Here is a 12,934-nt window from a genome sequence, read left to right on the forward strand (position 1 = left end):
GCAACATATGATTGAGTGATTGACACGGTGCTCGCGACCAGATGCAATGCTATTCCCAATAGTGTGAATAGCAGGTAGCGTCATGAAATCCGCGTTACTCTCCCGAAAATTATTGCCGATTGTTAGCGCCACAGCCCTTGTCCTGGCGGTCCTGCCGGCCTCGGCCAGCCCCTATACTTCGCTGGTTGTGTTTGGCGACAGCCTTTCCGACAACGGCAACAACGCCCTCGTGATTGGCACCAATTCCAGCCAGGTCATTACGGGCAACACCTACGTTCCGATCCAACCCTACGCCTCCGGCGTCTACAGCAACGGGCCGATTTGGGCATCGGACGTCGCGGCGAAGCTGGGCATCCAGCTCCAACCTTCGCTCGCCGGCGGAACGAATTATGCATTTGGTGGCGCGACTACGGGACCAGCCGGCAACGGCTTTCCGTTCAGCCTGCTCACCCAGGCCGGCCAGTATCTGGCCACCAATACTGTCTCGGCGAACGCGCTATACGTCATCGCTGGTGGCGGCAACGATGCCCGGGCTGCGCTTAACACGATCGCAGCCTGCCAAGGGCAGTGCCTCGGACCAACGGTGGCGAGCACCGCAATGGAATACGCCGCCAACGTCGGCGCCATGGTGGACGCGCTCCAAGCTGGCGGCGCGAAAAACATCATCGTCTGGAATACGCCAAATCTCGGCCTTGCGCCGGCCGTTACCGCTGCGGGCGCCTCCGCGTTGGGAACCTTTCTTGCCAGCAGCATGAATGCCGCGCTCACCGCGGAACTGGCCGGTGAAGCCGGCGTAAAAGTCTTCGACATCTTCGGCCTAGGCACAACGATCGCACTTGATCCGGCAGCGTTTGGCTTCACCAACGTGACCGATGCCTGTGGGGCGATCACGCTGAACTGCAATACCTACGCGTATTGGGACGGAATTCATCCGACAGCCGCCGCGCACATGGTGATCGCCGACGCCTTCGTTGCGGTCGCCGCCGTTCCGGAGCCTTCCACCTGGGCCCTGCTGATCGCCGGGTTCGCCGCGATTGGCTTTGCTGCCTATCGCCGCCGGAATGGCGCGGCGTCGGCTTGCTGAATGCCGATTGGAGCGGGCGGTGCACTAGCCATTGCAAGATGTCTGGCGCACCGCGCTTTCCATGAGCCGCATGCTGACTGCTGGCGCCGCTGACAGCCCGGCCTCAGTTCTTCAGCACGATGCGTCCGACGACTTTCCCGGCCCGCAGTTCGTCGATCCATTTCTGGACGTCGGCCATCGGCTCTTCCTTCATCGGCGTTGGCTTGATCTTGCCGGCGCGGGCGAGCGCCATCAGTTCCTTGCCCTCGGCCAGCGTGCCGACCATAAAACCCTCGATGGTCATGCGCTTGTAGACCCATTGCACCATCGGCAGGCTGAAATTGCCGCCCATCAGGCCGGAGACCACGACCTTGCCGCCGCGCGCGACGGTCGCCACCGCAAACGCCATCGATTTCTCGTTGCCGGCAAAATCGACGACGCCGTCGAAACCACCTTCGGTTTCCTTCAGGATGCGCCTGATGATTTCGGGCTCGGCCGGATCGTAGGCGACCGCCGCGCCATTCTTCAGCGCGGTCTCGCGCGCGGCCGGCGAGAGATCGGCGACCGTGATGTTCTGCTTGAACATGGCCTGCGCGAACGACAGCCCCATCATGCCGACGCCGCCGAGGCCGATCAGCAAGAGATTGCGCTGGCGCGGGCGGTCGACCAGCCGCTTCAGCGCGCCATAGGCTGTCACGCCTGAGCACATCAGCGTCGCCGCCTGGTTGACGGGCAGGGGATCATAGTCGAGCAGATATTTTGCGTCGGGCACCAGCACGTGGGTGGCAAACCCGCCGTCGATGGAGACGCCGAGGAAGCGCTGCTTGACGCAGAGGTTTTCGTCGCCAGCGGCGCAGTCGCGGCACTGGCCGCAGCCGATCCAGGGGAAGACGGCTTGCTTCTTGCCGATCAGCTCCTTCGGCGCATCGGGGCCGACTTCATCGACCACGCCGGCAATCTCGTGCCCGAGCGTGAACGGCAGCGTCATGCCGCGCGTGGTGTCGAGCCGTTTGCCGCCGCCGAGATCGGCATAGCCGTCCTGGATGTGCAGATCGGAATGGCAGAGCCCGCAGCGCTCGATGCGGACCAGAACCTCGCGGCCTTGCGGCTTCGGCGTGTCGATGATGGTTTCGCACAGCGGCGCATCGAACTTGACGAGGGATTGACGGACCATTCGCGCCATGGCGTTCACTCCTTAAACGACGTTTATTTTGTGTTTCGTATATCGGCCAATTCGCGGGCCATGGCAACAAAGCCGGAGATCGGAATGGTTTCGGCGCGCCGTGTCGGATCGATCTGCGCGGCGCCGGCAAGCCGTGCCGGATCGACCGACAGCGATTTCAGGCTCTGCCGCAGCATTTTCCGGCGCTGGCCGAAGGCCGCCGCCGCCACCTGTTCGAGCGCACGGCGGTCGCACGGCTCCGGCGCTGCGCGCGGCACCAGGCGCACCACCGAGGAGGTGACCTTCGGCTGCGGCACGAAGGCGGCGGGCGAAATGTCGAACAGGATCTTGGTCTCGCTACGCCAGTTGGCGAGCACCGCGAGCCTGCCATAGGCCTCGTCATTCTCTCTGGCGACGATCCGCTCGGCGACCTCGCGCTGAAACATCAGCACCATCATGTCATACCAGGGCGGCCATGGCTCGATCGAGAGCCAGTCCACCAGCAGCGCGGTCGCGATATTGTAGGGCAGGTTGGCGACGATCTTTGCGCGTTCACCGCCGAGCATTGGGCGGGGATCGAAGCGTTGCGCGTCGGCGTGCACGATGTCGAGTTGGCCGGGATAGCGCCTGGCGATGTAGTCGAGCGGCGCCAGCGCGCGCTCGTCGCGCTCGACCGCGATGACGCGTTTGGCGCCGAGCGCGAGTAGCGCTCGCGTCAGCCCGCCGGGGCCGGGGCCGACTTCGATGATGGTGGCGCCTTCGAGCGGGCCAGCGGCGCGCGCGATCCGCGCGGTGAGGTTGAGATCGAGCAGAAAGTTCTGGCCGAGCGATTTGCGGGCCGAGAGGGAATGTTCGCGGATGACCTCGCGCAGCGGCGGCAGATCGTCGATCGCGCTCATGCAGGCCTGGTCGCCGCCATGCGCGCGGCGAGCCGCAGCGCCGCGGCGAGACTGGACGGATTGGCCTTGCCGGTGCCGGCAATGTCGAAGGCGGTGCCGTGATCCGGCGATGTCCGGATGAACGGCAGGCCCAGCGTGACGTTGACCGCGTCTTCGAACGCAATGGTCTTGATCGGGATCAGCGCCTGGTCGTGATACATGCAGATGGCGCAGTCGTAGCTCTTGCGCGCCGCGGCGTGGAACATGGTGTCCGCCGGCAGGGGGCCGCGCGCGTCGATGCCTTCCTGGCGCAGGATGTCGACGGCGGGGGCGACGATCTCGATGTCCTCGCGGCCGAGCGAGCCGTCCTCGCCGGCGTGCGGATTGAGGCCCGATAGCGCTAGGCGCGGATGGGCGAGGCCGAAATGCGCCTTCAGATCGGTGGCCGCAATTCGCGCCGTGGTCACGATCAGCTCGGTCGAGAGCTGGGCCAGCGCCTCGCGCAGCGACAGGTGGATGGTGACGGGAACGACGGCGAGCGCCGGCGACCACAGCATCATCACCGGCTGCGGCAGCTTCCCGCCATCGGCGGCAAGTTCGGCGAGAAACTCGGTGTGGCCGGGGTGGCGGAATCCGGCGCGGTACAGCACGCTCTTGGCGATCGGGTTGGTGACGACAGCGCCGGCGCGGCCTTGCCTGACATGGTCGACCGCCTGGCGAATGGAGGCGAGCGCCGCGCTCGCGCTGCTGTCGTCGGGTTGTCCGGGCTGCGCGGTTGCGATTTCGCCGGTCGCGACCACGGGAAGCGCGCTCGCAAACGCCGCGCTCGCTTCCTCAGGGGAGGCATCGGTGAGCTCGACGGATAATCCCAGGATCTTCGCGCGCTCCGCGAAGAAGGCGCGGTCGCCGAGCAGGTAGAACGGCGGCAGATCCAGTTCGCCGCGCCGCCGCCACGCTTCAAGGGCGATGTCGGGGCCGATGCCCGCAGGCTCGCCGGATGTCAGCGCAAGAGGCTTTGCCATGCATCAACGACATTCGATCATTGCGGCCTTGCGGAGGTCGTTCAGATAGGATTTCGACTTCGCCTCGTATTTCTGGGCGTACATCTTTTCCCGGATCTCCCGCTTCTTCGGCGTATCGATCTTGGTCGGCTTCCGTTCGCACAGCGCCACCATTTCCACGCCCTGCTTGGTGATTTCGGGCGGGGTCAGGCGGCCGACCGGCGTCTTGTCCAGGAGTTCGCGCAAGGGGCCCGGAATGTCGGCCGAGGTCTTGGTGACGATGTCGCGGATCGCGGCGTTCTGCATCGACTTGAAGTAGGAGTTGCCCTGCTCGCAGGACTGCACGCGCTCGCGCAGCGATTCCGCCTCCTTGCGCCGCTGATCGATCGCGCCTTGCGCCGAGCCGCGTGGCACGATCAGCACGATCGGCTGCAGCTTGTATTCGAACGCGTCCACCTGGGTGGACTCGCCGCCTTGCTCGGCGGCAGCGTTCACGTCCTTTTCGCCGACTTGCAGGCTCTCCTTGAAGCGGCCGCGCACCAGGCTGCCCCAGACCATCTCGGCCTTGAGGCGGGCCTTCATCGTTTCCGCCCGGACACCCTGGCTCTCCAGCGACTTGGTCAACTGCTCCGGCGTAATCCGCATCCGCTGGGCCATTCCGCCATAGGCCTGATCGAGGTCGCTGCCAGAGGGATCGACGCCGAACCGCTTGGCTTCCTTGATCTTGACCTTGTCGCTGATCAGCTCGTCGATCACTTCCTGCCGCGGCATCTGCTTGCGCGTGGTCAGGAAGTTGAGCTTGGTGCGCTGCTCGATATCAAGGCTGGTGATGGGTTCGCCGTTGATCATGCAGGCCACCTGCTGCGCGGGCAATGGCGAAATGCCGCCCGCCAGCATGGCGAGCGCGATGGCAAAGCCGGCGGTCAGGGACCGAAGCCGGCGATGGAAAAGCGTCATGGTCGTCATGTGATCATTCAGCCGTATCAACCAATCGTACCGCGTTGCGCGGGCACTGTCCGGCAAGGTTAAGGCCTCACGCTACTGGATGCCGTTGCTGCCGGACGTCGTGGACGAATTCGCAATGGTCCGCAGGCCGATCTGCAGCATGAAAGCGTGATTGAGCACAGGCGGCGTCGTCCCGGCCTGGTAGGTATAGGACGTGACGTAGTTGGCGGCCAGCACGAAGCAATCGTCCACATAACCGGCGCCGATGATGTACTGGTTCAGCTTGTTGGCTTCAAGATCCCAGCGCGCACCGCCTGACACCACCCAGTTCGACGCCAGCTTGATCGATGCGGTGCCGAGCAGGCCTTCGCGCCGGGTCAGATAGCCGAGCTCCGGCTGGGCGGCATAGTTGCCGTACAGCATGCTGACCGACCAGCGGTCAAACGAAGCGCGTCCTTCGGCCTCGAAGCGATTGACGTTCCAGGTCGCCTCATCCATGCGCGAGCGCACGCTGAATGTGTAGGTCCGGTTCGGCGAATAATTGACGCGGGCGACGTAGTCGGACCGGGTGTTCTGCAGGCCGGAATCGAGGCCGGTGTTGGTCGCATCCCGCACCGCGTACGAATTCAGGCCGTACAGCTGGTAGGATTGTCCGAACAGCACGTTGACGCTGCCTCCGCGGTCGAATTGCGTGGTCGACTGAACGCCGACATTGGCGCGGCCGCCGCCTTCGACGCGGTCGTAGCCGGAGAACTTGTCGACCGCGAACAGGTTGGAGGCGTCGAACACCATGCTCTGCGCGTCTTCGTTCGGCAGCTTGCCGGCGTAGGTCTCGTTCGGACGAGCGATGACCTGCGCGATCGGCTCGATCGTGGTGGTGCCCCAAGGCTGAACGTTGATGAAGGGGTAGCGATATTCGAGGCCGACCGCCGGCATCAGGCGGAGCGCCTCGGTGTCGCCGACGGGCAGGAAGTTCGAAACGCCGGGCTGGTTCGAGATCGAGGCGCTGATGGCGTCGGCGCGCACGATCGCAAACGGCGTCCAGATCTGGCCGATCGGATCGGTGTACGAGCGCCGCCACTGCGCTTGAGCCGTCAGCCGCGTGTAGGTGCCGGGCATGCCGCGCAGCAGGCACTGCGAAGGGGTCCGGGCCAGCGGATCGGCCGATGCGTTCAGGCACAGGCCGGTGGTGTTGGCCAGCGTCGTAATCGGGTCGAAGGCCGCGGTCGTGCGCGACAGGCTGGTGAAATTCGTCAGGTAGCTGACCTCACCGCCGAGGATCGGGTGGTTGATGACGTTGGAATAGTCGATCACCGGATGGATCACCGGCACCTTGTCCTGGCTGCCGGAGTAGGAGAGGTAATAGATCGTGCGCGCATCGAAGAAGCTGCGATTGCCGACGCCGGTCAGATAGAGCTGCGAGATGGCCTCCGTCGGCAGGCTCAGGAACGAGCCCAGCGGATCCTTGTACTGGGCCAGCCGGTAATCCGAGAAGAAGTAGTAGTCGGACAGCAGGACGCCGTCCCAACCCCACACCCATTTGTCGTTGATCGCGAACTGGCCCTTGGTGTCGATGCCGCCGCGGAACTGGCGGTCGCCGGGCTGGCCGGTGAACGCACTCTGGTCGAGCTGATCGATGCCATAGGCGCGGATCTGATACGAGCCGTTGATCAGGCGCTGGCGGAATTCGCCCTGGAACAGCACGCCCTGCCGCGTCGTGAAACGCGGATTGAAGGTCGCATCGTAATCCGGCGCGATCGCCCAGTAGAACGGGGTTTCGACTGCGTAGCCATAGGTCGAATTGTTGCTGTAGGCCGGCATCAGGAAGCCGGTCTTGCGCTTCACCGTCGGATCGGGCGTCGAGAAATACGGCAGATACGCCATCGGCACGCCGAAGAACTCGAGCTGCGCGTTTTCGAAGTACAGCATCTTGTCGGTCTGGTCGTGGATGATGCGCGCACCCTTGACCTGCCACAGCGGCGGCTTCTTCGGATTGTCCTTGCACGGCGCGCAGGCGGTATAGACGCCGTTTTCGAACACGGTGTAATTGCCGGCCGAGCGGTCGGCGCGCGTCGCCGCCATCCGCGTCGCGTCTGCGGTATCGACGCGCAGCGAATCGACGAACCCATCACGGTAGTCGTCGCTCAGGTCCATGATGTTGGCGTAGGTGACTTTGCCTTCGGCGTCCGTCAGGCGGATGTTGCCTTCCGCGTGCAGTCGCTTGGTCTTCTGGTCGTAGATGACCTTGTCGGCCTCCACGCTGGTGCCGTTGTAGAACATCTGCACGTTGCCGACCGCCGACACGCGCTGATTGTTGTAGTCGTAATCCACCTCGACCGCTTGCACGAGCATGCGGCCGTCATTGTTCGTCGGCCGCGGCGGCGGCTTGGGCGGACGCGGATTGTAGGTGAAGCTTTGCGCGTGAGCCGGCACCGTCAGGGCAAGCTCAAGCGAACCCGCAAACGCCAATCCGGCGAGCAGGGCGATGATGGGGGCGCCAACAGCGGCCAAACGGGCTCGATAGCGGCGCACGGTTGTGCTCCGCCTGAACGCAGGCGACCTCAACTGGCGGGCGGCGACAACGGCCACTACCCGTCCTCCTGGTACAGCAAGGCTAAGAAACCGGTGAGGCCACCCACACAGACGGGCAACCACGCCGCAGCGATGGGGGGCATCAACTCAGCCTTGCTCAAATCCTCAGTAACTTTCGATAGAACATAGAGCAGAAAGCCTGCGCCCACGCCACTTAAAACCATCTTCTGCACGCCGCCCATCCGGAAGAAGCGAAGGCTCACAGAAGCGGCCAACATCACCATTGCAGCCAGCAAAAATGGCTGTGCGATGAGCTTATGGTACTGCAGACGGTAGCCTGCGGTCGCGAAGCCCGAACTCTCGGAAGAGCGGATATAGCCGGGCAGTTGCCAAAAGGACACGGTTTCGGGGGTGGAGAAACTGTTGCGAACCTGGGCCGGGGTCAGCGTCGTCGTGAGGTAAAAGCTCTCTTGATCAACCGGAGGTTTATCTAGGGAGTATCTGCGTACCGATTTGAAGGCCCAGCGGCCTTCCTCAAGGGTGGCTTCGCGCGCCTCGATTCGCTCTTCGAACTGGAGCTTGGCGTCATTTGGTCGTCGATCGTCATGGGCCTGGCTCCAGCGAAATCGGAATACGGTCAGTCCGGTCAGCCGGACACCCTGCTGCTCGCTGCGGGCCGCGTTGATGATCGACTGGCCGTCGCTGTTGACCTGGTTCAGCCAGAAGCCGGATGCATCCTGGATGCCGCCGCCGGGCGCCGAGCCGAACAGTTCGGCCTCCATCCGCTTGGACAATTCGCGCAGGTTCGCCGACATCGGATTGTAGGCGACGGTTGCGAGGGTGCCGAGGATGATCGAGCTTGCCAGCGCGGGCGAGACGAACTGCCAGGCGGAGACGCCGGCCGCGCGGGCGACCACCAGCTCGAGCCGCCGCGACAGCGCCAGATAGCAGGTCATCGCGCCGATCAGGACGCAGAACGGCATCAGCTTTTCGAGCAGTTGCGGCACGCGATAGAGCGAGGTCTGCGCCACCGTGATCGCGGATGCCGACGCCAGCCCGGAGGTCTTGCGCACCATCTCGATGTAATCGACCAGCACCAGCAGCACGAAAATGCTCGCAAACACGCCCACCGCCGAGACCAGGAAGCGGCCGGCAAAATATCGTCCGAGCGTGTTGGTCATCATGCTCATGCGGTGGCCGGCCGTCCAAAGAGCCGCGCGAGGCGTGCGTTCGACCTGTTGATGGCCTCCATCAGCGCGGCCGGCGGCTCCACCACGACGCCGCCGACGATCATCCACAGCCCGATGGCGATGGCGGCGAACAGCATCGAGTACTGGACGAGCGCCATGATCGGCGTCTTCACCGCCATGACCGAGCAGGCAAACCCCGCCATGCGCAGACCGAACACCGCCAGGATGGATCCGCCGATCGAAAAATTGCGGCTCTGCCGCGTCGTGCGCGGGGTGCCGAGGAAGGCAAAGGTCAGGACTGCGAAGGCGAAGGGATAGACCGGGGCCAGCACGCGGTCATGCAGCTCGGCGCGAAACTGCCCGGACAGCTGCTTGAAAACCGGGTCGTCCTCCGAGGGCGAGAACAGCTCCCAGAGATAGCGCTCGCGAATTCCCAGCGCGACGTCGCCGCCGCGATTGGAGAATTTCGACATGTCGAAGGCGTAGCGGCCGAAGGCCACCAGCGCCGGATCGCGCTTGCCCGCCTCGAAACGTTCGAGATTGCCGTCTTCGAGCACCAGATAGGAGCCGCTCCCGTTCTTCAGCACCGTGCCGTGATCGGCGATGATGGTGATACGCTCCTTGGGATCGCGGCGGTCATCGACGAAAATGCCGGCGAGCACGCCCCCCGGCTGACGCTCCCGGATGCGAATCGTCAGGTTAGGGTCGAGCTGGGCGAAACGTCCGGGCTGCAGGATGTTGGTCAGCACGTCGGCCGTGATCTCGGCGTCCCATTGCTTGATCCGGCGCAGGCCGTCGGGAGCGAGATAGGCACCTATGAAGGTGACCAGGGCCGCCACCACACAAGTGGCGAAGAAAAATGGACGGAACAGCCGGTACGGTGAAAAGCCGGCGGCGTTCATCACGATGATTTCGGAATCGGTCGCGAGCTTGTTCAGCGTGTGCGAGATCGCGATCATCAGTGCGATCGGCGCGATGATCAAAACCAGCGCCGGAATCACCAGGCTGGTGATGCCGAGGAAGGTGATGATGGTCTGGCCCTGGCTCGTCATCAGGTCGATGCCGCGCAACGCCTGCGTAATCCAGATCACGCCGGTGAGGCTGACCAGGACCAGCGCAAACGACGCGAGCGTCGTGCGAAAAATGTACCTGTCGATCGACCCCATCGTTACCGCACGATCCCACCTTGTGCGCCCAGATGGCAACTTCCGACCAATCCCTTTTTTGAGGGTTCCCCTTTGGTCGGGCTGCCTTTACTCAGCCGTCTCATTCTCACTACCATCCCTTTGATCCGTCAACAAAATGGCCGCGCCGTGGCACCCCCTGGATATGGATAATAATTCATTTCTTGTGGCCTTCCGGCCACTGCGGCGCTTGGCAGTGGCGCGGCTTGCAGGCCATAGTGGCGAAAACATCAGGTCCGGAGCGATTTGGGCCGTTACCGAGAGAACAATTCCATAAATCCGGGCCGATTCCGGACCCGAAAGACAGCCTTAAATTCTGGAGGATTACCTATGTCCGACGCCGTCAAGGTCGGCTTTGTCGCCTTTTCCACAGCCCTCCGGGGCGTTCTCGTGGTGTTTTGCGACGACGCATTGAAGTTCGGCGAGGCGACGCGGAAGGCGCTGGGGAAGGCATCCGATACCGTCAAACGGGCGGCGGCAGCCAACCAGTTCAAGGGCAAGAGCGGCTCGACGCTCGATATCCCGGCGCCGGAGGGGATCAAGGCGGAGCGCCTGATCGTCGTCGGCGTCGGCAAGGCGGCCGATATCAAGGAGAAGGATTTTCTCAAATTCGGTGGGGTGACGGCGGGCAAGCTCAACGCCGCCAGTGAAGCGGTCACCGTGATCGCCGAACTGCCTGAGGGGGCGATGCAGGCCGATTCTGCCGCCGCGATCGCATCCGGCGTCCGGCTGCGCGCGTACAAGTTCGACCGCTACAAGACCAAGAAGAAAGACGGCGAGAACGGCGAGCTTCGCGCCGACGTTTCGATTGCGGTCGAGGATGTCGCCGCCGCGCGGAAGGCGTTCAACCCGGCGTCCCATGTCGTGGACGGCGTGATCATCGCGCGCGAACTCGTCAACGAGCCGCCGAACGTGTTGTACCCGGTGGAATTCGCGCGCCGCGCGAGCCAGCTCAAGAAGCTCGGCGTCGATGTCGAGGTGCTCGACGTCAAGGAGATGAAGAAGCTCGGCATGGGCGCCTTGCTCGGCGTCGCGCAGGGCTCGACCCAGCCCGGCCGCACCGTGATCATGCGCTGGAACGGCGGCAAGAAGGGCGATCAGCCGGTCGCTTTCGTCGGCAAGGGCGTCTGCTTCGATACCGGCGGCATCTCCATCAAGGGCGCCGCCAGCATGGAGGACATGAAGGGCGACATGGGCGGCGCGGCCTGCGTGGTCGGGCTGATGCACGCGTTGGCCGCGCGCAAGGCGAAGGTCAACGCGGTCGGCGCGATCGGCCTGGTCGAGAACATGCCCGACGGCAACGCGCAGCGCCCCGGCGATATCGTCACCTCGATGTCGGGGCAGACGATCGAGATCATCAACACCGACGCCGAAGGCCGGCTCGTGCTGGCCGACGTGCTCTGGTACGTGGCGAAGAACTTCAAGCCCAAATTCATGGTCGATCTGGCAACGCTCACCGGTGCAATCATGGTTGCGCTCGGAACCGAATATGCCGGCATGTTTTCCAACAACGACGAATTGGCCGACAGGCTGAGCAAGATCGGAACCGAAACCGGCGAACGCGTTTGGCGCATGCCGCTCGGTCCCGAATACGACAAGCAGATCGATTCGCAGTTTGCCGACATGAAGAACACCGGCGGCCGCCACGGCGGTTCGATCACCGCCGCGCAATTTCTGCAGCGGTTCGTCGACAACACGCCGTGGGCGCATCTCGACGTCGCGGGAACCGCGATGGGGGCGCCGAAAACCGACATCAACCACAGTTGGGGATCCGGCTATGGCGTTCGCCTGCTGGATCGGCTGGTCTCGGAATATTACGAAGCTACGAAGTAGCTCGGTCGCAGCCGCATGACGGAAGTCCTGTTCTATCATTTGCAGGGCATGTCGCTCGAAAGCGTATTGCCGCCGCTGTTGGAGAAATCGCTCGAACGCGGCTGGCGCGTGGTCGTGCAATCAACCTCGCCCGAGCGCACCGAGGCGCTCGACGCTCACTTGTGGACCTACAGCGACGATTCGTTCCTGCCGCATGCCACATGGCGTGCCGGCGATGCGCAGGACCAGCCGATCATCCTCTCGATCGAGGACGGCAATCCGAACCGGGCCAATGTCAGGTTCCTGATCGATAACGCGGCGTTGCCGGGCGATTGCGACAGCTACGAGCGGGTGGTGCTGGTCTTCAACGGCGACGATGCCGACGCGCTGACCGCAGCGCGCGGCGCCTGGGCCGATTGCAAGGCGAGGGGTTTCGAGGTGACGTATTGGCAGGCCGATGAACGGGGCCGTTGGCAACGGCGGCAATAGCGAATCCATAGGAATTAATGATAATTTGCGGTTTCTCCACCGGACCTTGCGGGCAGCCATGGTGGTGCCGCAAAGTGATGGTCGGACAAGCCGTTACAGTTGAAAGCGGGAGCGTGGGTTTAGGTGCGGCGCGGAACGATCAATCGAAAACCACTGCTGACGTTGTTGCTGCTCGGACCTGCGCTGGCGGGTTGTTCGGGTGGAACCGACCTTCTCTCGAAGGATGCGGACTGGTTTTCGCGCTCCGGACGCGTGTTCATTCGCAACGTGTCGATCGAGACGCCGCCGCTCACCCCGACCAAACAGGTCGGGCCGGATGAACTGGTCGCGGCCGATGGCGGCTGCCCCGGCATGGCAGCACCCGGCACCGATGCCACTGCGCTGGCCGCCGGCAGCCCGCCGCCCTCGACGACGGGAACGGTGGCGCTCGGTCATACCGAATGCGACGTCGTGCGCGGCATCGGTGCGCCCGACAATGTCAGCCTTTCCAACAATCCGCGCGGCGATCGCGTCGCAGTCGTCACCTATTCGCGCGGTCAGCGGGCCGGCCTCTACACCTTCACCGGCGGACGCCTGACGTCGATCGAGCGCGCACCGGAGTCGGCGGCGCCGGCCAAGGGCGCCAAGCCGAAGAAGAAGCCGGCGGCGTAGCACTCTTGTTTGACGCGTTTTCTTGAC

At 63.9% G+C, this 12,934-nt stretch carries 11 protein-coding genes; 4 read left to right on the forward strand and 7 right to left on the reverse strand.

Annotated features, from left to right (window positions below):
* The first annotated feature begins 82 nt into the window (after positions 1–82).
* A complete protein-coding gene (locus tag CQ14_RS10335) occupies positions 83–1,084 on the forward strand; it encodes an SGNH/GDSL hydrolase family protein (protein WP_082649804.1) in 1,002 nt (333 codons plus the stop codon).
* A 103-nt stretch (positions 1,085–1,187) separates the two neighbouring features.
* Here CQ14_RS10335 and CQ14_RS10340 read toward each other — a convergent pair whose 3' ends face one another.
* The 7 genes from CQ14_RS10340 to lptF form a co-directional block, all read right to left on the reverse strand.
* Positions 1,188–2,246, reverse strand: a complete 1,059-nt coding sequence (locus tag CQ14_RS10340) for an alcohol dehydrogenase (protein ID WP_057857793.1) — start codon at positions 2,244–2,246, stop codon at positions 1,188–1,190.
* A 23-nt stretch (positions 2,247–2,269) separates the two neighbouring features.
* A complete protein-coding gene (gene rsmA, locus CQ14_RS10345) occupies positions 2,270–3,124 on the reverse strand; it encodes a 16S rRNA (adenine(1518)-N(6)/adenine(1519)-N(6))-dimethyltransferase RsmA (protein WP_057857794.1) in 855 nt (284 codons plus the stop codon).
* Entirely contained in the window at positions 3,121–4,125 is a 1,005-nt protein-coding gene (gene pdxA, locus CQ14_RS10350) for a 4-hydroxythreonine-4-phosphate dehydrogenase PdxA (protein ID WP_057857795.1), read from the reverse strand. Before pdxA ends, rsmA begins: the two co-directional genes overlap by 4 nt.
* 3 nt (positions 4,126–4,128) lie before the next feature.
* The gene (locus CQ14_RS10355; RefSeq protein WP_430650162.1) at positions 4,129–5,070 is read right to left on the reverse strand and encodes a peptidylprolyl isomerase; all 942 of its coding nucleotides are present in this window, start codon (positions 5,068–5,070) and stop codon (positions 4,129–4,131) included.
* Between the two features lie 72 nt (positions 5,071–5,142).
* A complete protein-coding gene (locus CQ14_RS10360) occupies positions 5,143–7,539 on the reverse strand; it encodes an LPS-assembly protein LptD (RefSeq protein ID WP_430650166.1) in 2,397 nt (798 codons plus the stop codon).
* 98 nt (positions 7,540–7,637) lie between these two features.
* The gene (gene lptG, locus CQ14_RS10365) at positions 7,638–8,771 is read right to left on the reverse strand and encodes an LPS export ABC transporter permease LptG (protein ID WP_057857796.1); all 1,134 of its coding nucleotides are present in this window, start codon (positions 8,769–8,771) and stop codon (positions 7,638–7,640) included.
* A complete protein-coding gene (lptF, locus tag CQ14_RS10370) occupies positions 8,768–9,937 on the reverse strand; it encodes an LPS export ABC transporter permease LptF (protein ID WP_057857797.1) in 1,170 nt (389 codons plus the stop codon). The genes lptG and lptF overlap by 4 nt, the downstream gene beginning before the upstream one ends.
* Before the next feature lie 348 nt (positions 9,938–10,285).
* Between lptF and CQ14_RS10375 the strand changes: the two genes are divergently transcribed.
* From CQ14_RS10375 to CQ14_RS10385, 3 genes are all read left to right on the forward strand, one after another.
* A complete protein-coding gene (locus tag CQ14_RS10375) occupies positions 10,286–11,788 on the forward strand; it encodes a leucyl aminopeptidase (protein ID WP_057857798.1) in 1,503 nt (500 codons plus the stop codon).
* A 15-nt stretch (positions 11,789–11,803) separates the two neighbouring features.
* Entirely contained in the window at positions 11,804–12,256 is a 453-nt protein-coding gene (locus CQ14_RS10380; RefSeq protein WP_057857799.1) for a DNA polymerase III subunit chi, read from the forward strand.
* A 123-nt stretch (positions 12,257–12,379) separates the two neighbouring features.
* Positions 12,380–12,907, forward strand: a complete 528-nt coding sequence (locus CQ14_RS10385) for a hypothetical protein (protein ID WP_057857800.1) — start codon at positions 12,380–12,382, stop codon at positions 12,905–12,907.
* Positions 12,908–12,934 lie beyond the last annotated feature (27 nt).

The organism is Bradyrhizobium lablabi (assembly GCF_001440475.1).
In the GTDB taxonomy this organism is placed as follows: domain Bacteria; phylum Pseudomonadota; class Alphaproteobacteria; order Rhizobiales; family Xanthobacteraceae; genus Bradyrhizobium; species Bradyrhizobium lablabi.

Bases quoted from the DNA above. Each gene is read 5' to 3' on its own strand.
- CQ14_RS10335 (WP_082649804.1), top strand. From the start codon at position 83: ATGAAATCCGCGTTACTCTCCCGAAAATTATTGCCGATTGTTAGCGCC.
- CQ14_RS10340 (WP_057857793.1), bottom strand. From the start codon at position 2,246: ATGGCGCGAATGGTCCGTCAATCCCTCGTCAAGTTCGATGCGCCGCTG.
- rsmA (WP_057857794.1), bottom strand. From the start codon at position 3,124: ATGAGCGCGATCGACGATCTGCCGCCGCTGCGCGAGGTCATCCGCGAA.
- pdxA (WP_057857795.1), bottom strand. From the start codon at position 4,125: ATGGCAAAGCCTCTTGCGCTGACATCCGGCGAGCCTGCGGGCATCGGC.
- CQ14_RS10355 (WP_430650162.1), bottom strand. From the start codon at position 5,070: ATGACGACCATGACGCTTTTCCATCGCCGGCTTCGGTCCCTGACCGCC.
- lptG (WP_057857796.1), bottom strand. From the start codon at position 8,771: ATGAGCATGATGACCAACACGCTCGGACGATATTTTGCCGGCCGCTTC.
- lptF (WP_057857797.1), bottom strand. From the start codon at position 9,937: ATGGGGTCGATCGACAGGTACATTTTTCGCACGACGCTCGCGTCGTTT.
- CQ14_RS10375 (WP_057857798.1), top strand. From the start codon at position 10,286: ATGTCCGACGCCGTCAAGGTCGGCTTTGTCGCCTTTTCCACAGCCCTC.
- CQ14_RS10380 (WP_057857799.1), top strand. From the start codon at position 11,804: ATGACGGAAGTCCTGTTCTATCATTTGCAGGGCATGTCGCTCGAAAGC.